11 protein-coding genes and 1 pseudogene are annotated in these 21,467 nt (G+C 60.8%); 9 read left to right on the forward strand and 3 right to left on the reverse strand.

Annotated features, from left to right (window positions below; all coding sequences use genetic code 11):
* Window positions 1–238 precede the first annotated feature (238 nt).
* From QOL84_RS11675 to QOL84_RS11690, 4 genes and pseudogenes are all read left to right on the forward strand, one after another.
* A complete protein-coding gene (locus tag QOL84_RS11675; protein WP_129390736.1) occupies window positions 239–826 on the forward strand; it encodes a UPF0149 family protein in 588 nt (195 codons plus the stop codon).
* Between the two features lie 10 nt (window positions 827–836).
* The gene (locus tag QOL84_RS11680; RefSeq protein ID WP_129390733.1) at window positions 837–1,232 is read left to right on the forward strand and encodes a YbaN family protein; all 396 of its coding nucleotides are present in this window, start codon (window positions 837–839) and stop codon (window positions 1,230–1,232) included.
* Window positions 1,233–1,478: 246 nt separating this feature from the next.
* Window positions 1,479–3,473 carry a hypothetical protein gene (locus QOL84_RS11685; protein WP_283437287.1) on the forward strand — a complete coding sequence of 665 codons (1,995 nt, stop codon included), beginning with the start codon at window positions 1,479–1,481 and terminating at the stop codon, window positions 3,471–3,473.
* A 658-nt stretch (window positions 3,474–4,131) separates the two neighbouring features.
* Window positions 4,132–4,453 (forward strand): annotated as a pseudogene (locus QOL84_RS11690) (DUF6124 family protein).
* Window positions 4,454–4,655: 202 nt separating this feature from the next.
* On the opposite strand, the gene QOL84_RS11695 reads toward QOL84_RS11690, so the two are convergent.
* Window positions 4,656–12,557 carry a retention module-containing protein gene (locus QOL84_RS11695; RefSeq protein WP_283437288.1) on the reverse strand — a complete coding sequence of 2,634 codons (7,902 nt, stop codon included), beginning with the start codon at window positions 12,555–12,557 and terminating at the stop codon, window positions 4,656–4,658.
* A 534-nt stretch (window positions 12,558–13,091) separates the two neighbouring features.
* Between QOL84_RS11695 and QOL84_RS11700 the strand changes: the two genes are divergently transcribed.
* The 3 genes from QOL84_RS11700 (at window position 13,092) to QOL84_RS11710 (ending at window position 18,150) form a co-directional block, all read left to right on the forward strand.
* Complete coding sequence (locus QOL84_RS11700) at window positions 13,092–14,450, forward strand: TolC family outer membrane protein (RefSeq protein WP_283437289.1); 1,359 nt, start codon at window positions 13,092–13,094, stop codon at window positions 14,448–14,450.
* A gap of 168 nt (window positions 14,451–14,618) precedes the next feature.
* The gene (locus QOL84_RS11705) at window positions 14,619–16,778 is read left to right on the forward strand and encodes a type I secretion system permease/ATPase (protein WP_283437290.1); all 2,160 of its coding nucleotides are present in this window, start codon (window positions 14,619–14,621) and stop codon (window positions 16,776–16,778) included.
* 10 nt (window positions 16,779–16,788) lie between these two features.
* Window positions 16,789–18,150 carry an HlyD family type I secretion periplasmic adaptor subunit gene (locus QOL84_RS11710; protein WP_283437291.1) on the forward strand — a complete coding sequence of 454 codons (1,362 nt, stop codon included), beginning with the start codon at window positions 16,789–16,791 and terminating at the stop codon, window positions 18,148–18,150.
* Between the two features lie 114 nt (window positions 18,151–18,264).
* Here QOL84_RS11710 and QOL84_RS11715 read toward each other — a convergent pair whose 3' ends face one another.
* Window positions 18,265–18,861 carry a tRNA-uridine aminocarboxypropyltransferase gene (locus tag QOL84_RS11715; protein WP_283437292.1) on the reverse strand — a complete coding sequence of 199 codons (597 nt, stop codon included), beginning with the start codon at window positions 18,859–18,861 and terminating at the stop codon, window positions 18,265–18,267.
* 18 nt (window positions 18,862–18,879) lie between these two features.
* A complete protein-coding gene (locus QOL84_RS11720) occupies window positions 18,880–19,773 on the reverse strand; it encodes a LysR family transcriptional regulator (RefSeq protein WP_053118206.1) in 894 nt (297 codons plus the stop codon).
* A 292-nt stretch (window positions 19,774–20,065) separates the two neighbouring features.
* On the opposite strand from QOL84_RS11720, the gene speB reads away from it, so the two are divergent.
* Together speB and QOL84_RS11730 are read left to right on the forward strand one after the other, a co-directional pair.
* Window positions 20,066–21,016, forward strand: a complete 951-nt coding sequence (gene speB / locus QOL84_RS11725) for an agmatinase (protein ID WP_129390710.1) — start codon at window positions 20,066–20,068, stop codon at window positions 21,014–21,016.
* A gap of 10 nt (window positions 21,017–21,026) precedes the next feature.
* On the forward strand, window positions 21,027–21,449 hold the full coding sequence (locus tag QOL84_RS11730) for a YybH family protein (RefSeq protein WP_283437293.1): 423 nt from the start codon (window positions 21,027–21,029) through the stop codon (window positions 21,447–21,449).
* The last annotated feature ends 18 nt before the right edge of the window (window positions 21,450–21,467 follow it).

The following is a 21,467-nucleotide window of genomic DNA, read 5'->3' on the forward strand; positions in this document are numbered from 1 at the left end:
CGGCAGTATACCCGAGGCCTCCCCTGCACAGGGCGACACCCGTCGATACAATCTAAGATGCGCCCCTGTAGGAGCTGCCGCAGGCTGCGATCTTTTGATCTTTAAAAAACAACATCAAAAGATCGCAGCCTGCGGCAGCTCCTACAAAGATGTAGGGTGAATCTGCCGTGCGGCTGGCTTGAGCGCTCAAGAAGGCCTAGAATTCCCGCATTGTTTATTCCCCCAAGGTAGCCCCGTAATGTCCTTCGCTGAGCAACTGACCCGCCTGCAAGTCTTCCTCGATGCCGACGAGCTGCACGACGAGGCGCTGGATTACGTGGCCGCGCACGGTTATCTGACCGCGCTGTCGATCTGCGCCGAAGACGTACCGGAGCGTGAGTGGATCGACGCCCTGTTCTCTGAAGAGCCGCATTACAGCAGCGACGCCCAGCGCGCAGAAATTGAAGCCACGCTGATCGGCCTCAAGGCGCACATCGCCCGTCAACTGGCCTCGGATGAAGAATTCGAGCTGCCATGTGACCTCGATCTCGGCGAAGAGCCGGACGACTCCGAACTGCGCGGCTGGTGCATCGGTTTCATGGAGGGCGTGTTCCTGCGCGAAGCAGCCTGGTTCGAAACCGCTGAAGAAGAAGTCAGCGAAATGCTCCTGCCGATCATGGTCGGTTCGGGCCTGTTCGACGAACAGCCAGAGTTCGAAGACATCGCCAAGGACGCCAACCTGATGGACGACATGATCGTGCAGATCCCGGAAGCCCTGACCGCGCTGTACCTGCTGTGCCAGGCACCCGACGAAAAACCGGCGATCCTCAAGCCACGTCACCACTAAGATCCGGCCTATGGACAACCCCATAGGCAACCGCTCTCTGATGTTGCGCTACTTGCTGCTGGCCATCGGCTGGCTCAGCGTGGCATTGGGGGTGATCGGGATCTTCCTGCCTGTCCTGCCCACCACCCCTTTCCTTCTGCTCGCCGCGGCCTGCTTCGCGCGCAGCTCTCCGCGTTTCTATCAATGGCTGGTCGAACATCCACGACTGGGGCCATGGATCCGCGATTACCTCGATGGCAACGGCATTCCGCTCAAGGGCAAGGTCTACGCGATCGGGCTGATGTGGGCGAGCATTCTGTTCTCGTGTTACCTGGTGCCGCTGCCGTGGGCACGGGGGTTCATGTTGACGAGTGCGGTGTTGGTGACGATCTATATCCTTCGGCAGAAGACTTTGCGCAAATCCTGATTCCTCCTTGTCTTCAAACAGAACTGTTTTAAAAGACACCCTGCAGAAGCTGCCGCAGGCTGCGATCTTTTGATGTTGCTCTTCAAAACAAGATCAACAGATCGCAGCCTGCGGCAGCTCCTACAGGGGGCGGTTTCAAGTTTGGGAAATCCATAACCGCTCCCACCCGCTTGACCATTCGTCTTAAACGTTTGCTTACCTGTCAGATCTGACAGTAGGCGGTGCCGGTCAGTGCGGTTCTAATCGATGGAGATCAGTGCGCCCCCCCAGGGCATCCGCCTCCCCGACGATGGGTTATTGCTCATGAGCCAGACAACCAGCAGCGCCAATGCTTCAGAAGAACAGGTCGTCATCTTTCCACCACCGTCGGGCGACGTCGGCGTGCTAGCGGTACCACCGCCGTATGTCATCGGTTACAAGCCGCTGAGCGATGGTGCGCAGGGGGTCAACTACAGCATGGTACACAGCGATGTTCAGGGCTTGCTGGTGTACATCCTCAGCTATTTGCAGATGGCTGTCGGTGACCATATCGATGTTTTTCTCGGCGATAAGTTAATCCCCGTGGCCTCGTTTTTTATAACCGCCGAACATTTCGATGCCGACGGTGTTGTGGCCCGAGATGTGCCTTTCTACATCCCGGCCAGTGTCATGTTGTCCAAGTATTCGCAGCCGGGAAATCAACCGTTCTTTTTCACTGTGAAGCGCATCAGCGATAACACCGAAAGCTCAACGCCCTATCAGCTGTACTACAAAAGTTTTCCGCCGGGCAACCCGGACACCGATGGTGGCAAGCCATTCAACCAGGGGTTGCCGCTGCCCATCGTTTCGGAAACGATCATTGACCAGAGCGTGATCGATACCGGCATGACCGTGACGATCAAAAGCTACCAGCATCAAGCACTGGAGGATCTGGTGAGCCTCGCCTTCGGGACATTGACGATGGTGTTCAAAGTCACCAATGCGACGGCAGATATCGTTTTTGAACTGACACCGGAACAACTCGCCAAATTGCCGCCAAGCGATTCGCTGGTGGTGCGCTATCAGTTGACCGACAAAGTGCACAATCAGAGCGGCTGGTCGGACGCACTAATCCTGCAAAGCAAACCGGGAATCACATTGCTGCCAGCTCCGGCAGTCGAAAGGACACCGGGCAACATACTCAATCATGACCTGCTCTTTGGTGGACCGGCGCGGGTCGTGATTTTCCTCAGCAATTATGCAAAGAATGACCAGTTGCAACTGACTCTGCAGGGCCTCACGGAAACGGGCGAAGCGGTCACGTTCACGTACACCCGGTCCCTGGACGGGATGAGCAGCGTGATTTATTTTGAAATCGAGAATGAGCGCGTGCTGGCGCTCATCCGGGGTTCCCTGCGACTGACTTACACCCTCAGCGCAGGAGGCACTGGCGCACCGCAACTGTCCAAACCGACCAATATCACCATCCAGGGCGGCGCCTTTACGCTACGTCCACCGATGATCGAACAGGTTGTGGAAGACGAACTGCCTGCCAACATCAGCATGGCGAAGGTGTTCATTCCCGATTACTGGGCCTTGAAAACCGGTGCGTCGGTGCAGCTGTATTGGCAGGTCACCGATCCACTCGGGGTCACGCTTCGCTATATTTTCGGGCGCACCATTACTGACCTCGACCTGCCGCTGAGCTTTGATGCAGGCAGCCGTTACATCGCACCTTTCGCCGGCAGTCCTCTGACGGTGCACTACAAGGTGACCAACCCTGGGCGCGCGCCGGTGCAATCACCGCTGCTGGAACTGCGGATCGGCAAGGCCAGCGAGCCGCCGCTGGAATACGACCTGACGAATTTTGACCAATACGGCTGGAATGGCTGGCGTCGGGGTCCGGCAACACTGCCGAATGACTGGACCATCGTGTTCGAACAAGGCAACTACAGGGCGCAAAACTACACCTACAGCAACAACTCGGCGGGCGTTGTGCTGCAGAAACAATTCGCCAATCTGAAGCCCGGTAGCCGGTATTCGTTGACGATCAACTGCATCCGTTTTCGCGGTGAATATGCTGCACCGTCGCTGTCGCTGAGTGCCGGGGGCGTTGCCATTGCCGGGCCGGTGACCCTCAATGACCTGGCCTGGACAACCTTGTCAGGCAACTTCGTCGCCAGCGCCAGCGAGATGACTCTGGCCATTGTCAGTCATGTCGATTCGGGGGTCGGCAACGATTATCAGGTGGACAATCTGGCATTGCAGTTACTCGATGTCTAGCGCCTGAAGAGCATGCCACAGCAAAACAGCACGCTCCTGCAGGAGCTGCCGCAGGCGGCGATCCCGTGATCTTGTCTTTTAAAAGCAACATCAAAAGATCGCAGCCTGCGGCAGCTCCTACATGGATCGGCGGTCGGCATAAAAATCCGTTATCCAGAGCAATCGGGGGCACCGGTTGATATGAAAATCCCGCCCACCCGATCATTCGGTTCGGCGGGTTTTGTCGTTGCCCTCGATCAAACCGTATCCACCTTCTACGAATGATCATTAGATCAACTCCTTTCAACAGTTCCTGACTGAATGGGTGGAGCTGCAGAAAGGTAGGATCCTTTCAAAACAAGGCGTTTAAAAAACACCTCCAGACACGCCTCGCAAGCTACACATCCTTGCGCCTTTGCCTACAGCTACGCCAGAATCCGCCGGCTTGTGCGCCTTGAGGGCGGGATCTATTGTGGGTCGGTCGCTGATTGTTCGGCGATCGGGTTTAGCAGCCTGGATTTACTCTAGACGCACAAGGTCCGTTGCCGTTATGGCGGCTTTGCGTGGGGCACTTCGGTGCGCCGGGTTCTAGAGTCCTGGTCTGCTAACCCGCGTACAGCCGCCACCTCCCTCGTTAGCAGCGAACGGTGGCTGCTTCATTACTCTAGAGGCTTCACCGATGATAAAACCAACGCCAAACCCGCCCGAAACCGACCCGACCTCCCCGTACGAATCCCTCAACTCAAAAAAACTCCACGAAGCCGCCGACCGCGCGCTCGATCACTATCTCCGCCCGCCCGGGTGTAACCGCCGACACCAAAAACGAGGAACTGCTGGCCAATGCCTGTGAAACGCTGGCTTCGGCGAAGACCATCGCCCATGACGCCGCCGCCCTGTTGCCGGCGTCACAGCGCCGGACGCTGTTGGGGCTTGCGCAGTTGATCATGCTCGGGGAACTGGCGGTGAATCGGGTGCTGGATAATCTGGAGTTGCCGGGTTGATGCAGGCGTGATCAACCGCTGAGTTATTCGGCGTCAGATCTGGCGCTTTCGCGAGCAGGCTCGCTCCCACAGTTAACCGCACTCCAGTGTGGGAGCGAGCCTGCTCGCGAAGGGGCCAAAATGAGCAACGCCCTACCATCAGACAGAAAAAACCCGCCGCCCCATCAACCGGGGTGGCGGGTTTTGTCGTTTCAGGCGTCGCTTACACCGTATCCACTTTCAACGAATGATCATTCAGCATCCCGCTGATGATCGTCGCCGTGTCGTGCCCGCTGGCGATCATCCCGCCCGCCCCCGGAGTCACACCGTAGTGGCTGGCGAGGTTGACGCCGGCGAGGTCGATGGTCTGGTTCGGCGTGGCGCCGGCCATGGCGCTGACGTCGATGCTGGTCATCACCGAGGCGCCGCTGCCGCTAACGGTGAAGTGCAGGTAGTCGTCGAGCGACGCGGTGGTGCCGTTTTCACCTTGCAGCAGTTGCGACAGGTCGAGCTTGTCGGTGCCGGGGGTGAAGTCGGTGATGGTGTCGTGGCCACTGTTGCCCTTCAGGTACTGGAAGGTATCGGCACCTGGCCCGCCGGTCAGGGTGTTGTTGCCCATGCCGCCGATCAGCAGGTCGTCGCCGCCGCCACCGTTGAGGATGTCGTTGCCGAGGCCGCCGTTGATCACGTTGTTATTGTTGTCGCCGGTCAACGTGTCGTTGAAGTTGGAGCCGACAAGGTTTTCGATACCGGTGAGGGTATCGGTGCCAGCGCCAAGGGTGTTTTGCGCACCGAGCAGACCGAGATTGACGGTGACCCCGGCCGTGGCGTGGGCGTAGCTCGCGGTGTCGATGCCGGTGCCGCCGTCGAGCAGGTCATTGCCCGGGCCGCTGTAGAGCAAGTCATTGCCGGCGCCGCCATGCAGTTCGTTGTTGCCTGAGCCTGCGGTGAGCACATCGTTGCCGTCGCCGCCATTGAGGATGTTGTCCCCCGTCCCTGCCACCAGAACGTCATCGCCGGAGGTACCGGTGAGGGTATGGCCGTCCTGATACGTGATGGTCACGTTGGCGGTGTCGCTGCCACCGTGGTTGTCGTTGGCGGTGTAGGTGCCGTGGTAATCCGGCGTGACATCGTGCGCTCCGGCGTAGTTGACCGTCATGGTCAGTTGATAATTTTCCGCCGCGCCGGTGTTGCTGCCACTGGTATTGGTGATGTTGGTGATGTGGATCTGATAGGTGCCATCGGCGCTGGCCGTGATAGTGCCGCCGTCGGCAATCGTCACGAACGCACCACCGTTGAGCGAATACTCCATGGTGATGTGCCCGGCCGCCAGGTTGTGGTCGAGGTTGAGGGTCTCGCCCTGTTTCAGTTTGACGGTGATCAGGTCTTCATCGTTGGCATTGGCGGTGGTCACCGCGCCGAGGTAGCCGCTGACCACCAGCATGGCGGTCAGTGCCGCCGTATTGGCCGCAAACGAACTGCGCACGTCTGCCAGGCTCTGATTGGCGGCGGTGTTGCCGGTGCCGGCGAAGCTGATCGCACCGGTGCCGGTGAAGTCCGCGCCCTTCGCCGCCCAACCGGTGTTGAACGTGGTCGGTGAGGCGTTGAGCGTATCGCCATTGGGGTCGGTGTCGTTGGCCAGCAGCAACTCGCCCGGCACCACGACATTGCTCGACAGCACGTTGGTGATGACGTGATCGTCGACTGCCACTGGCGGCGCATTGGGGATCACTTTCACGGTCAGCGTCGAACTGGCGAGGTCGCCGTCGTTGTCGCTGACGGTGAAGCCGATGTTCTCGGTGATGACCACGGCGGTGGTTTTCTGCGAGGTGTAGGTGTAGTCGCCGGTGTCGAGGTTGATCACCAGGGTGCCGCTGTTGTTGGTGGCAATGCTCACCGTGTTGTTCACGGTGTTGAAGGTGCCGTGATTGGCGCCACCGGTTGCGGTCAGCGAGCCTTGGCCGCTCAGGGCTTTCGGATCGTAGGTGTAGGTGGTGCCGTCGACGACGATGGATTTGATGAAACCGCCATCGGCGCCGAACGTACCGCCTTCGCCCAGCAACGAGCCGGTGACCGGCGCGCCCTGCACGGTGCCCGAGAGCACCGAGTTGAGCTGATTGAGGTCGGTGACCACCACCGCATTGGTGTTGGTGTGGCTGATGCCGTCATAGGCCAGCGGGTCGAGGTTGGCGTTGCTGACGCCGCTGCCGAGGCCGATCGCGTAGTTCTTGATGTTGTTGGCATCGAGGAAGTTTTTCAGCGCGGCTTCATCGCTGGTGCCGATGTCTTGACCGGTGGTGGGTTTGCCATCGGAGAAGAAGTAGCCGACGTTCTGCGCCCCGGTGAGTTTGCCAGAGGTATTGAACGCGGTTTGCAGCGCGGCCACGGCGGCGTCGTAGTTGGTGCCGCCACCGGCATTCAGGCCGGCGAGCAGCGTCTTGGCAGTGGCGACATCGACCCATACCGAGGTGCGGTCGGTGGCGTTGCTGCTGAAGGTGACCAACTGCACTTTGACATCGCCCAGATCATCGTACTTGTCGAGCAAGGCGCTGATCGCCTGCTTGGCCAGATCCAGCCGAGACAGGCCCGGCACACCCGAGGCGTCGGCCATACTGCCGGAAATGTCGAGAACGATGAGGATGTTGGAGTCGATCTCCACCGCCGCCACCGAACGATCCGACGCCACCGCTTTTGGCACATCGTCGACGATGTTGACGACGAGGGTGCTGGTGGTGCTGTTGCCCAGCGCATCAGTGGCTTTGTAGGTGAAACTTTCGCTCAGGGTGTTCGCCCCGTCGTTGGCGTTCGGCGTGGTTTTCGGCGCAGAGGTCAGCGTGTAGGTGTAGGTGCCGTCGGCGTTGAGCTGGATCTGCCCATAGGTGCCGGTGGCGCTGCCGACCAGGGTGTAGGTGATCGCCCCACTGCCGCCGGTGACGGCGCCGACCAGCGTGCCGGTCGCGGTTTCACCGGTATTGGTCGGATCGCTGCCGGTGACCGTACCGGGGGCCAGATCCTGGCCGTCCTTGGTCAGGTCGAGGGCTTTCTCGTAAACCGTCACGTCCTGATCGACCGAGGCCACCAGTTTGCTGTCAGCGACGTTGATGGTGATGGTCGTGGTGCTTTCATCGCCGTCGCTGTCGCGAATGGTGTAGGTGAAGGTATCGGTGGCGCCCGGTGGGCTCACCGAGTTCGGGTTGCTGTGATAGACAGCGTTGCCCAAGGCATCAAGGGTCAGATAGCCGAAGTTACCGTTGATGTTGCTGTTGAGGCCGCCGATCGCCGAAGTGCCGGTGTTGCTGCCGGCGCGCACGCCCACCACCGCGCCGCCCGCCGCCGCGCCATCCGCACCGGTAACGTCGTTGCCCAGCACGCTGATGTTGACCGTACCGCCTTCAGCCACCGACCCGGTATCCGCTTTGGCCGTCGGCAAGTCATCGATGATGTTGACGTTGATCTGGCCGCTGGCAGTGCTGCCATCGGTGTCTGTCGCCACCACGTTGAAGTTCTCGGTGAGGCTATTCGCGCCGTTGCCGGTCGGGTGCGCTTCATTGTCGACCAAGGTGTAGCTGTAGCTCACCACGCCGGTCGTCGCGTTGTAGCCGGTGACGGTGAACGTGCTGCCCAGCGGCGAGGTAACGGATTGCGGGAACCCTGCCGCGACACCGTTGGTGACCACGGCGATACCGCCGACGGTAAGACTTTGCAGACCATCGAGGGCGGTGACGGTAAAGGTGCCGCTCTGGGTCAGCGCCGGCGTATCGGGGCTGGTGCCGTCGCTGAGGTTTTTCTCGTAGACGGTGAGTTCGCCGCCGTTGACGTCGAGGCCGTTGAGCACCACCGGATCGTCGTTGTTGTGGATGTTCAGCACCAGGTTGGCGGTGCTGGTGTCGCCATCGGCATCGGTCAGGGTGTAGGTGAACGTCTCGGTGCCGTTGCCGCCGCCGTGCAGGTTCTTGAAGTCGGCATCGTTGGGATTCAGCGTGTAGGTGTAAGTCCCGTTGGCGTTGAGCACCAGCGTGCCGTAGGTCCCGGTGAACGTACCGGCGGTGATCGGCCCGGCATTCGGTCCGGTCGCCACCACATCCGCGCCTTGCACGTCGTTGGTCAGCACGTTGCCGGTCAGGGTCAACTGGCTTTCCGAGGCGCTGTTGGCGTTGCTGTCGTTCACGGCTTTGGGCACGTCATCGACGATGCTGACGACGATGCTGCTGGTGACGACGTTGCCCAGCGAATCGGTGGCCTGATAGGTGAAGGTTTCAGTCAGCGTGTTGGCACCGTCGTCGGCGTGCGGCGTGGTGGTCGCTGGCGACGTCAACGTGTAGGTGTAAGTGCCGTTGGGATTGAGGACGATCTGCCCGTAGTTGCCGGTGGCACTGCCGACCAGCGCATAGCTGATCGCACCGACCGCACCAGTGACCGAACCGACCAGCGTGCCGGACGCGGTTTCGCCGGTGCTGGTCGGGTCGCTGCCGATGACCGTGCCCGGCGCCAGGTCGGCGCCGTCCTTGGTCAGGTCGAGGGCTTTCTCATACACCGTGACATCGGTGTCGCTGGTCGCACTCAGCTTGCTGTTGGAGACATCGATGGTGATGGTGGTAGTGCTTTCGTCACCATCGGAATCGCGCACGGTGTAGGTGAACACATCCACCGCGCCCGGGCCGCTCACCGCATTGGGATTGCTGTGGTAGACGGCGTTGCCGTTGGCGTCCAGCGTCAGGTAGCCGTAGGTGCCGTTGATGTTGCTGTTGAGGCCACCGATGGCCGATGTCGAGGTGTCGGCACCTGCGCGCACGCCGACCACCGCGCCGGTGACGGCCGGCCCGTCAGCGCCGCCGATGTCGTTATCCAGCACATTGCCGCTGACGGTGCCGCCCTCCACCACCGACGCCGCGTCGGCATGGGCGCTCGGCAAGTCATCGACGATGTTGACGTTGATCTGCCCGCTGGCGGTGCTGCCATCGGTGTCGGTGGCGACGACGTTGAAGTTCTCGGTGATGCTGTTGGCGCCGTTGCCGGTTGGGTGCGCATCGTTATGGTCAAGGGTGTAGCTGTAGCTGACGACCCCGGTGGTGGGGTCGTAGCCGGTGATGGTCAACGTGCTGCCAAGTGGCGTGACAATCGACTGCGGGAAGCCTGCGGCCACGCCACCGGTGACCACGTTGATGCCGCCCACGGTCAGGGTTTGCAGGCCGTCGAATGCGGTGACGGTGAAGGTGCCGCTCTGGGTCAGCGCCGGAACGTCGGGGCTGGTGCCGTCGCTGAGATTTTTCTCGTAGACGGTGAGTTCGCCGCCATTCACATCGAGGCCGCTGATGACCACCGGATCGTCGTTGTTGTGGATCTGCAAGACGAGGTTGGCGGTGCTGGTGTCGCCATCGGAATCGGTGATGGTGTAGGTGAAAGTTTCAGTGCCGTTGCCACCGCCATGCAGACCTTTGAAGTCGGCATCGTTCGGGTTCACGGTGTAGGTGTAAGTGCCGTTGGCGTTGAGCACCAGCGTGCCGTAAGTCCCGGTGAAAGTACCGGCGGTGATCGGCCCGGCATTGGGGCCGGTCGGTACGCGGTCAGCACCTTGCACATCGTTGTCGAGGACGTTGCCGACTAGCGTGAGTTGCGTTTCCGATGCAGTGCCGGTGTTGCTGTCGTTCACGCCTTTTGGCAGGTCGTCGATGATGTTCACATCGAGGGTCGCGTTGGCGGTGGTGCCGTTGTCATCGACCACAGTGACGGCGAACTGCTCAGGCAGATTGTTCGCGCCGTTGGCGGTCGGATGCGCGTCGTTGTGATCGAGGGTGTAGCTGTAGCTGACGACGCCAGTGGTGGCGTTGAAGCCGGTGATGGTCAGCGTGCTGCCCAGCGGTGTCGTCACCGATTGCGGGAAACCTGCGGCCACACCATTGGTGACTACGGCAATGCCGCCGATAGTCAGCGTGGTCACGCCGTCCAGCGCGGTGATGGTGAACGTACCGCTTTGCGTCAGCGCGGTGGCATCCGGCGTGCTGCCGGTGCTGAGGTTTTTCTCGTAGACGGTGAGTTCGCCGCCATTCACATCGAGGCCGCTGATGACCACCGGATCGTCGTTGTTGTGGATCTGCAGAACCAGGTTGGCGGTGCTGGTGTCGCCATCGGAATCGGTGATGGTGTAGGTGAAAGTTTCAGTGCCGTTGCCACCGCCATGCAGACCTTTGAAGTCGGCATCGTTCGGGTTCACGGTGTAGGTGTAAGTGCCGTTGGCGTTGAGCACCAGCGTGCCGTAAGTCCCGGTGAAAGTACCGGCGGTGATCGGCCCGGCATTGGGGCCGGTCGGTACGCGGTCAGCACCTTGCACATCGTTGTCGAGGACGTTGCCGACTAGCGTGAGTTGCGTTTCCGATGCAGTGCCGGTGTTGCTGTCGTTCACGCCTTTTGGCAGGTCGTCGATGATGTTCACATCGAGGGTCGCGTTGGCGGTGGTGCCGTTGTCATCGACCACAGTGACGGCGAACTGCTCAGGCAGATTGTTCGCGCCGTTGGCGGTCGGATGCGCGTCGTTGTGATCGAGGGTGTAGCTGTAGCTGACGACGCCAGTGGTGGCGTTGAAGCCGGTGATGGTCAGCGTGCTGCCCAACGGTGTCGTCACCGATTGCGGGAAACCTGCGGCCACACCATTGGTGACTACGGCAATGCCGCCGATAGTCAGCGTGGTCACGCCGTCCAGCGCGGTGATGGTGAACGTACCGTTTTGCGTCAGCGCCGCCGAATCAGGAGCGCTGCCCAGTGCCAGGTTTTTCTCGAAAACCGTGAGCTCACCACCCTCGACGTTCAAGCCGTTGATGATCACCGGATCGTCGTTGTTGTGGATCTGCAGAACCAGGTTCGCTGTGCTTTTATCGCCATCGGAATCGGTGAGGGTGTAGCTGAAGGTTTCAGTTCCATTGCCGCCACCGTGCAGGGCTTTGAAATCTGCATCACTGGTGTTCAGGGTGTAGGTGTATGTGCCGTTGGCATTGAGCACCAACGTGCCGTAAGTCCCGGTGAAAGTACCGGCGGTAACTGGCCCGCTCGGCACACGGTCGGCACCCTGCACGTCATTGCTGAGGACATTGCCGGTCAAGGTCAGCAAGGTCTCCGACGCCGTTGCGCTGTTGCTGTCGTTCACCGCTCTGGGCACGTCGTCGATGATGTTGACGTCGAGCGAACCGGTGGCGCTGTCGCCATTGCTGTCGCCGGCCGTCACAGTGAAATGTTCGCTGAGGCTGTTGCTGCCGTCACCGGCCGGATGCGCGTCGTTGCCGTTGAGCGTGTAGCTATAGCTGACCACGCCAGTGCTCGCGTTATAACCGGTGATGGTCAGGGTGTTGCCCAATTGCGTGGTCACCGACTGCGGAAAACCTGCGGTCACGCCGCCGCTGATCACGTTGATGCCGCCGATATTGAGGCTGTTCAGACCATCCGGTGCCGTCACGGTAAAGCTGCCGCTCTGGGTCAGCGCGCCAGGATTGGCTGCCGAACCGGTAGGCAGATTGGCTTCATTGAGGGTCAGTTCGCCCCCGGGCACGGCGAGGCCGCTGAGGGTGACGATGTTGTTGACCGGCGGCGGAATCACCGGCGCCGGCGTGTTATCGCCGTTGTCGATGACCACGTTGTGGCGCTCTTCAGGAAACTCGGGAATACCGCCAAACCCGGCAGTGGGAAAGCCGATACGCGGATCGACGCGTCCGCCGACTTCCGTCAGCAGCACGAAACTGTGTCCGCCACCAGCCTCGCCTGGCACGCCGCCCGGCGCGTTGGGACCGGCGGCAGTGGCTTCAGCGGTTTTGGTCGGGTCGTCACCGGCGGCGATGGCTTTCTGGATCTGCTCGACGTCGGTCATCTGCGCTTCGCTCGGCGTCACCACCTCTGGCGCATTCACGTGGCCCGCCTGATCGGCGAGCAACTGGCCGGTCATCGTCAGGCTGCTGTCGCGACCGAGGGTAAGCTCCTGGCCGTTTTGCAGATGGACGGCGACGGCGCCTTCGGCCCCAGTGATCAGTTGATCGCCGGCAAACAGGCGATCCCCCTCAACCAGAGCGCGACGAGTACCGTCAGCTGCCTGCGCGAAAACCTGACCAATGACTTTAGTGACGGTGCCGATGAGCGTTGCCATGTGAAATCCTCCGCTGCCGACCACCGTCGGCACTGGTAAGCGAAGCAGCCCATGGCTCAATCGGGTTGCCGGAGGTGACGCTCGCACCCTCGACAGTTCGTTTCGCAGTGTCTGTCCGATAAGGAAACTCAAGTGCGATCAAGCACTTGTGAACCCTGATCAAGACAACCCGCCTGCTAGCGCTACGTAACGGTGGTGAATCACCCGAGTGACAAAAATCTGTCGCTCATCGACCGCTACGCGTCCCTCCCCTTCAGCAGTACTTCGCCGTATGTCGCAAAGTGAGTGGAACTTTCCTCAAGCCTTTTTGAGCTCCCTAAAGCGCATGAAACAAAGGCTTTCGTGCTGAACAATGTGCCGGATTTTACAAAGCGCATAAGTTTTTTTCGGCATAAGCCTTATGAAAAATTTTTCTTAGCTACGCTCTAGGATGTTCTTAGCTCTGTTGTTACAAGAGTGAAACGCCTACACCTAAAAATTCCGTCAAATATTTGGCGACAGTAACGCACCATCAGGACTCAGGGAGATGCACCCATGCGCGTTCTAACCCCCCTCTGCAGCGCGGTTTTGCTGGCCATGGCTTGCACTTCTCAAGCCCAGGCCATGAACCTCACCGAAGCCATCCAGAGCACCATTGCCACCCACCCGGAACTTGCTTCGCGCGTGGACGCCCGCCTGTCGGCTGATGAACAAGTGAAAGTCGCCAAGGGCGGCTTCTATCCGTCCGTCGATTTGAACGCCGCTTATGGCCGTGGCTACAGCGATAACACCAACACCCGGGCCTTCGGTAACCACGACACCCGAATTCTCAACTACACCCAGTCCGAACTGCGGCTGCGGCAAATGCTGTTCGACGGTTTCAACACCGCCAACGAGGTCGAGCGCACCAAAGGCGTGTCCAATTCGCGCGCCTATTATGCGCAAGGTACCGCCCAGGATCTGGCCCTGCGCACCATCGAGGTCTATCTCGAAGTGCTCAAGCGCCGTGAACTGGTGACCCTGGCGAAGAACAACCTGCAGGCGCATTTGCGCGTCAACGATCAGATCGGTCTGCGTACCGAACGCGGCATTGGCAGCACGGCGGACTCCGATCAATCGGTCGCCCGTAAAGCGCTGGCACAGAACAACCTCGACACCGCCGAAGTCGATCTGGCCGACGCCGAGTCGAACTTCTACAGCGTGGTCGGACGTCTGCCCGACGAGCTGGAAGCACCGGCCTCGACCCGTGGCGAATTGCCAACCAGCCTGCCGGAAGCACAGCAGAGCATGGTCGAGAACAACCCGTATCTGAAATCCGCGCAGGCTGACGTGCAGTCGGCCGAGAGCCAGTACGAAGTGGCCAAGTCGCCGTTCTATCCACGCTTCGATGCCGAAGCGGCCGTCGGTGCGAACAACAACGTGCAAGGCGATGAAGGCCACGACAACGAATGGCGTGTCGGCGTGATCATGAACTACAACCTGTTCCGCGGCGGCAGTGACAAGGCGCGATTGGCCTCCGATGCGCACCAGATCAACCAGGCCATGGACATCCGCAACAACGCCCTGCGCCAGCTCAACGAGAACATTCACCTGGCGTGGAACGCCATGGTCAACGCGAAGAAGCAGACCCCGACCGCCCGCGAATACGCTGAAACCACCAAGCGGGTACGCGCCGCGTATCAGGATCAGTTCGGCCTTGGCCAACGCACCCTGCTCGACTTGCTCGACAGTGAAAACGAGCTCTACAACGCCAACCGTCGCTACACCGAAATCCGCTACACCGAGGAATATTCGATGTACCGCGTGCTGGCGAACATGGGCCAGTTGCTGAGCAAACAACGGGTGGTGCTGCCGGCCGATGCGATCGCCTCGAGCGAAGTCAAAAACGAAGCGCGCCTTCCTGAACTGAAGTAGCGATCTTGATCGTTCCCACGCTCTGCGTGGGAACGCAGCCCGTGACGCTCCGCGTCACTGGACGCAGAGCGTCCCTAGAGGCATTCCCACGCAGAGCGTGGGAACGATCAACAGTGTGAGTGCTGCGCACTCAAGCGGGAGCAAGCTCCCTCGCCACAGGCGATCAATATGACCAGCATGGAACCCGGTAACGCCGGGATCGATCCGCGGCTGAGCTTCGATGATCCGTTACTTGACGGTCTGTTGATCCTCTGCAAACTGCATGGCGCGATCGTCAGTCGCGCCAGCCTGAGTGCCGGGCTGCCCCTGAACAAGCAACGCCTGAGCCTGGATCTGCTGCCGCGCGCAGCCGCCCGGGCCGGGTTGCAGGCGCGCATTTTGCGCCGTGATCTGAAGGATATTTCGCCGCTCAACCTACCAATCCTGTTGCTGCTCAACGACGGCCGCACTGCGGTGTTGCGGCGTTTTGGCGACGACGGCAAAGCACTGATCCTGCCCAGCGAAGCCGATGGCGGCGAGCAATGGGTCAGCCGCGAAGAACTCACTGAGCACTACAGCGGCCAAGCCTTGTTTGCCCGTCCGCGCCATGAACTCGAAGACCTGCGCTCGCCGCTGGTGCCGCGTGTGCATGCGTGGTTTCGCGACACCCTGAAGCTGTCGAAATGGCTCTACAGCGATGCCATCCTCGCCAGTTTCCTGATCAACCTTTTAGGGTTGATGGTGCCGCTGTTCGTCATGCAGACCTACGACCGCGTGGTGCCAAACCAGGCCACCTCGACCCTGTGGGTGCTGTCGATCGGGCTGCTGATCGGCACTGGTTTCGAACTGGTACTGCGGGTGGTGCGCGCGCATCTGCTGGACACCGCTGGCAAGAAAACCGATGTGATCCTTTCCGCGACTTTGTTCGAGCGCATCACCGGCATGTCGATGAAGGCGCGGCCGGCGACCATCGGCGGATTCGCCCAGAGCATTCATGATTTTCAGGGCCTGCGTGAGTTTCTCACCGCAGTGACCCTGACCAGCCTGATTGACCTGCCTTTCGTGGTGCTGATGCTGGTGGTGATCGGCCTGCTCGGTGGCTGGCTGGTGGTGATTCCGCTGCTGGCGTTTCCGCTGACGATCATCTTCGCCCTGGTGATTCAGGTGCGCCTGCGCGATACCGTGCAAAAAAGCCTGAGCCTCGGTGCCGAACGCCAGGCCGTGCTGATCGAAACCCTCGGCGGCCTGGAAACCCTCAAGGCCTGCAGCGCTGAAAGCGAGCGCCAGCACAAATGGGAAAGCACCCACGGCGCCCTCACCCGTCTCGACAGCCATGCGCGCAACCTCTCGGCGCTGGCCACCAACGGCACGCTGTTCATCCAGCAGTTTTCGGGGATGGCGACGATCGTTGCCGGGGTCTACAGCATCATCGCCGGCAACCTCAGCGTCGGCGCGCTGGTCGCCAGTTACATGCTCGGCAGCCGCGTGCTCGCGCCACTCGGGCAGATCGCCGGGCTGATCACTCGTTATCAGCAAGCGCAACTGACCATGAAAAGTACCGATGCGCTGATGTCCCTGCCGCAGGAGCGTGACGGCAAACAACGGCCATTGGAGCGCACGCAGTTGCAGGGGGCGCTGGACGTCAACGGCGTGACCTTCCATTACAACGGCCAGAATGCACCGGCCCTGAGCAATGTCACGTTCAGCCTGAAAGCCGGCGAACGGGTCGGCATCATTGGCCGCAGCGGTTCCGGCAAAAGCACCCTGGCGCGCCTGGTCATGGGTTTTTACGAACCGGAAGAAGGCCAGTTGCTGCTCGACGGCCTCGACTTGCGGCAACTGGATGTCGCCGACCTGCGCCAACAGATCGGTTATGTCGCCCACGACCTGCCGCTGCTGGCCGGCAGCCTGCGTGACAACCTCACGCTCGGTGCCCGCTACGTCAGCGATTCGCGGATGCTGGAAGTGGCCGAGCTGACCGGCGTCACCGAACTTGCCCGCCAGCATCCGCAAGGCTTTGACCGGCCGGTTGGCGAGCGTGGGCAATTGCTCTCCGGTGGCCAGCGTCAAGCGGTGTTGCTCGCACGATCCTTGTTGCTCGATCCGCCGATCATGCTGCTCGACGAACCCACCAGCGCCATGGACAACAGCAGCGAAGACCAACTGCGGCAGAGGCTGCATGGCTGGGTGCAAGGCAAGACGCTGCTGCTGGTCACCCATCGCACCTCGATGCTGAGTCTGGTGGATCGTTTGCTGGTGCTGGACAACGGCCGGGTCGTCGCCGATGGTCCGAAAGAAGCGGTCATCGATGCACTGCGCAAGGGCCGCGTCGGCTCGGCGGCGGTCTAGGAGTTGCCCCATGCCTGCTTCCTCCGATAGCAAATCACGCGGCTACTTCGACAGTTTCGGCAAAAGCGCCGAAGCCGAATTCATGCCGGAAACTGCCGGCGCCTCGTTGCAGGACTCGCCGCGCTGGTCGCGGATTACCGTGTGGCTGGCGGCGGCGCTGTTGATCAGCGCGTTGGTCTGGGCCAAGTTCGCCGTGCTCGAAGAAGTGACCATGGGCGAAGGCAAGGCGATTCCGTCGAGCAAGGTTCAGGTGATCCAGAACCTTGAGGGCGGCATCGTTACCGAAATCTTCGTGCGTGAAGGGCAAATGGTGAACAAGGGCGACAAGCTGTTGCGTCTGGATGACACGCGTTTTCTGTCGAACAAGGGTGAAAGCGAGGCCGATCGCTATGCGCTGACCGCGCAGGTTGAACGGCTCTCGGCAGAGGCCGAAGGGCGACCATTCAAGCTCTCCGACGAGGTAATCGCCAAGGCCCCACAAGTCGCCGAGGACGAACGTTCGCTGTACGACCAGCGCCAGCGCCGACTGGCCAGTGAGCAACGCACCCTCACCGAACAGCTACGGCAGAAAACTCAGGAGCTGGCCGAATTTCGCTCCAAGCAAGGCCAGTTCAGCTCCAGCCTCGCGTTGCTGCAACAAGAGATGAACATGTCGGCGCCGCTGGTTGGCACCGGCGCGGTATCGCCAGTGGAAATCCTGCGGCTCAAGCGCAGCGCAGTGGAGATTCGTGGCTCGCTGAACGCGACGACGCTGGCGATCCCCCGGGCGGAATCGGCGATCAACGAGATCAAGAGCAAGATCGACGAATCGGAACAGACCTTCCGCTCCGACGCGGCCAAGGACCTCAATCAGAAACGCACCGACCTGTCGAAGATCACCGCCTCCAGCATCGCCATCGACGACCGCGTCAGTCGTACCACCGTGACCTCGCCGGTGCATGGCGTGATCAAGCAATTGAAGGTCAACACCATCGGTGGTGTGGTGCAGCCAGGCAGCGACATGGTCGAAATCGTGCCGCTGGAAGACAATCTGTTGATCGAGGCCAAGGTGCGTCCGCAGGACGTCGCGTTCCTGCATCCGGGCCAGAAAGCCATGGTCAAGTTCAGCGCTTATGACTACACGATTTATGGCGGACTGAGCGCCAAGCTTGAGCTGATCGGGGCTGACACGATCACCGATGACAAGGGCAACAGTTTTTACCTGATTCAGGTGCGCACCGATAAAAACCATTTGGGCGGGGATGTGAAACCACTGCTGATCATTCCGGGGATGGTGGCGACGGTGGACATTATTACCGGGGAGAAGAGCGTGCTGGATTACCTGCTCAAACCCGTGCTGAAAGCGCGGACCGAGGCGATGCGCGAGCGCTAGCGAATGATCGTTCCCACGCTCCGCGCAGGAACGCCGCCCGGGACGCTCCGCGTCCCTTCGCGACAGTGACGCAGAGCGTCACTGGATGCATTCCCACGCAGAGCGTGGGAACGATCATCTGTCGCCATGATTACGCTGGAAGGTCTCCTCCCCCATCGCCGCAATCTGCCCCTCGATCAACGCCTCGAACGGCTTGAGCAACGGCTCGAATGACGCCGGCGCTTCCAATTCCTGCAACGCCTGCACAATCGCTTCAATCGTCGACAACGCGCCCGGCCCCGGTGCCTTGCGCAAGCGATAGCGCGACACGCCACCTTCGGCCAGCGTCACCCGTGGCAACGCCGCCAGCAGCGGATTGAGGTGGAGCATCTTGCGCGCCTTGCGCCACGTGCCGTCCGGCACCACCAGCAACAGCGGCTCATCTGATTCGCCATAAGTCTGCATCGGCTGCGCATCATCGGCGGGAAACAACAACCGCGCGCGATACCCTGGCTGATTGAGCAGCGCCGGCAAATCTTCGAATACTTCACCGACAATAAGCTCGGCATTACTCAACCCGAGCGCCGCCAACCGCGCAGTATTCAGCGCATGATTGACCTCACTCGGATGCTGCAACAGCAACACCCGCGTGCGGCTGTCGAGGCGCGGGATCAGCGGGCACAGGCAATGGGTTTGTGGGCGCAGGCAGCGCGGGCATTGCGGTCTGGACATACTTCTTTTTCCTACACGCTAAGCCTGATTGAGCTGAGCTTTGAGCAAATCACGGAACGTCTGGATCAGCGGTTCGCGGCTGCGACCACGGCGCATGATCATCGAGAATGGCGCCTGATAGCCGAAGGTCGCCGGCAGCAACACACGCAAGTCGCCCTTGTCGGCCCACGCCTGAGCGTAATGCTCCGGCAAATAACCGATGTAGGCGCCGGACAGCACCAGAATCAGCTGCGCCTCCATACTCTCCACCGTCGCGGCGCTGTGTTTGAAGCCGTGCCGGGCCAGTTCCGCCTGACTCCAGTAACCGCGCCCGACCATGCGTTGCTGGGTGATGACCTGCTCGGGAATACGCCGCTCGTTGAACAACGGATGCCGGCTGCTGCAATACAACCAGTGTTGTTCGCGGTACAGCGGCATGTACACCAGACCGCTCATGCGCGTGGAAAACGCGCCGATGGCCAGATCGAGGCGGTTGTCCTGCACGCCGAGTTGCAGTTCGTACGGGCTCATCACCGACAAATGCAAATGCACCGCCGGGTGTTCCTGGCTGTAACCGCCGATGGCTTCGGCGAACGGCAGAGCCTTGTCGCTGACCGTGGAGTCGATCACCCCGAGGTTGAGCGTGCCGCGCAGTTCGCCCTTGAGCGCGGCGGCGTATTGCTCGAAACCTTCGAGTTCAGCGAGCAGGCGCAGGGTTTCCTGATGGAACAGCTCACCCTTGCTGGTCAGGCTGAACCCGCCGCGCCCGCGATGACACAGCACCAGGCCGAGCGCGGCTTCGAGCTGGCTCATGTAGGTGCTGATCGCCGAGGTCGACAGGTTGAGTTCCTGCTGGGCGTTGGCGAAACCCTGATGACGCACGACGCTGACGAAGATGCGCAACAGTTTCAGGTCGGGTAAAGCGTTGGCCATGTCTACTCCAAGGATCGTTCCCACGCTCTGCGTGGGAATGCAGCCCGTGACGCTCTGCGTCACCTGCGAGTACGGCTGGACGCGGAGCGTCCGTGGATGCATTCCCACGCGGAGCATGGGAACGAGCAGGTGTAGAAGTCTGGCATTAGTTTAGAAAAATCTGAACTAAGTTTTTGCCCGTAGCGATTCTTTCCCCGCACTACATTTCGCATCATCGGCCCCACAGCGGCGCCCGAACCTGTGCTGTACGGCGCGCCGACATAAATAAAACAAAGACGATGAGGCCTTACCCGTGGACAAGATTCTTCACCAACCACTGGGCGGCAACGAAATGCCGCGCTTCGGCGGCATCGCCACCATGCTCCGACTCCCCCATGTACCGACCGCTGCCGGCCTGGACGCTGCCTTCGTAGGCGTGCCACTGGACATCGGGACTTCGCTGCGCCCCGGCACCCGCTTCGGGCCACGCGACATCCGCGCCGAATCGGTGATGATCCGCCCGTACAACATGGCGACCGGCGCTGCGCCGTTCGACTCGCTGGCCGTGGCCGACATCGGTGACGTGGCGATCAACACCTTCAACCTGCTCGACGCCGTGCGCATCATCGAAGAAGCCTACGACAACATCCTCGAGCACAACGTGATCCCGATGACCCTGGGTGGCGACCACACCATCACCCTGCCGATCCTGCGGGCGATTCACAAGAAACACGGCAAGGTCGGTCTGGTGCACATCGATGCCCACGCTGACGTCAACGATCACATGTTCGGCGAGAAAATCGCCCACGGTACGACCTTCCGTCGCGCGGTTGAAGAAGGTCTGCTCGATTGCGATCGCGTCGTGCAGATCGGTCTGCGCGCCCAGGGTTACACCGCTGATGACTTCAACTGGAGCCGCGATCAGGGCTTCCGCGTCGTACAAGCCGAAGAGTGCTGGCACAAGTCGCTGGCGCCGCTGATGGCTGAAGTTCGCGAGAAAGTCGGCGGCGGTCCGGTGTATCTGAGCTTCGACATCGACGGCATCGATCCGGCTTGGGCACCGGGCACCGGCACCCCGGAAATCGGTGGTCTGACGACCATTCAGGCAATTGAAATCGTTCGTGGCTGCCAAGGCCTCGACCTGATCGGTTGCGATCTGGTAGAAGTCTCGCCCGCTTACGACACCTCCGGCAACACCTCGCTGCTGGCCGCCAACCTGCTGTACGAAATGCTCTGCGTACTGCCTGGCGTGGTCCATCGCTGAGGGTCGGGTCATGAACGAACGTGATCAGGTTTTGCAAGCGGCCGCCGAACTGGTGTCCGCGTTTGCCCGTAACGATCGCGAAGCTTATTTCGGCGCGTTCAGCGCCGATGCAAGTTTCGTCTTCTACACCCTCGAACAGCCGCTGCTGTCGCGCGATGCCTATCAGGCCTTGTGGGACAGCTGGCGCGCCGAGGATGGCTTCGAGGTGCTTGCGTGCACCTCGAGAAACGCCTTCGTCAGCCTGCAAGGTGACGTGGCGATTTTCATCCATGACGTGGCCACCGAGCTGCGCATGCAAGGGGAGCAACACTTCAGCCAGGAGCGCGAGACGATTGTTTTCAAGAAACAAGCGTCGAGCCTAGAACAACAAGGCCATTGGCTGGCCTGCCACGAACATTTGTCCGCAATGCCGGAAGGGCTGCCATCCCCTTAGCCAAGACAGGTGACGCTC

It is taken from the genome of Pseudomonas helmanticensis, assembly GCF_900182985.1.
GTDB lineage: Bacteria > Pseudomonadota > Gammaproteobacteria > Pseudomonadales > Pseudomonadaceae > Aquipseudomonas > Aquipseudomonas helmanticensis.

Coding starts and splice junctions, on each gene's coding strand:
- QOL84_RS11680 (WP_129390733.1), top strand. CDS start 837: ATGGACAACCCCATAGGCAACCGCTCTCTGATGTTGCGCTACTTGCTG.
- QOL84_RS11710 (WP_283437291.1), top strand. CDS start 16,789: ATGCCTGCTTCCTCCGATAGCAAATCACGCGGCTACTTCGACAGTTTC.
- QOL84_RS11675 (WP_129390736.1), top strand. CDS start 239: ATGTCCTTCGCTGAGCAACTGACCCGCCTGCAAGTCTTCCTCGATGCC.
- QOL84_RS11720 (WP_053118206.1), bottom strand. CDS start 19,773: ATGGCCAACGCTTTACCCGACCTGAAACTGTTGCGCATCTTCGTCAGC.
- QOL84_RS11705 (WP_283437290.1), top strand. CDS start 14,619: ATGACCAGCATGGAACCCGGTAACGCCGGGATCGATCCGCGGCTGAGC.
- QOL84_RS11715 (WP_283437292.1), bottom strand. CDS start 18,861: ATGTCCAGACCGCAATGCCCGCGCTGCCTGCGCCCACAAACCCATTGC.
- QOL84_RS11700 (WP_283437289.1), top strand. CDS start 13,092: ATGCGCGTTCTAACCCCCCTCTGCAGCGCGGTTTTGCTGGCCATGGCT.
- QOL84_RS11685 (WP_283437287.1), top strand. CDS start 1,479: ATGGAGATCAGTGCGCCCCCCCAGGGCATCCGCCTCCCCGACGATGGG.
- QOL84_RS11730 (WP_283437293.1), top strand. CDS start 21,027: ATGAACGAACGTGATCAGGTTTTGCAAGCGGCCGCCGAACTGGTGTCC.
- QOL84_RS11695 (WP_283437288.1), bottom strand. CDS start 12,557: ATGGCAACGCTCATCGGCACCGTCACTAAAGTCATTGGTCAGGTTTTC.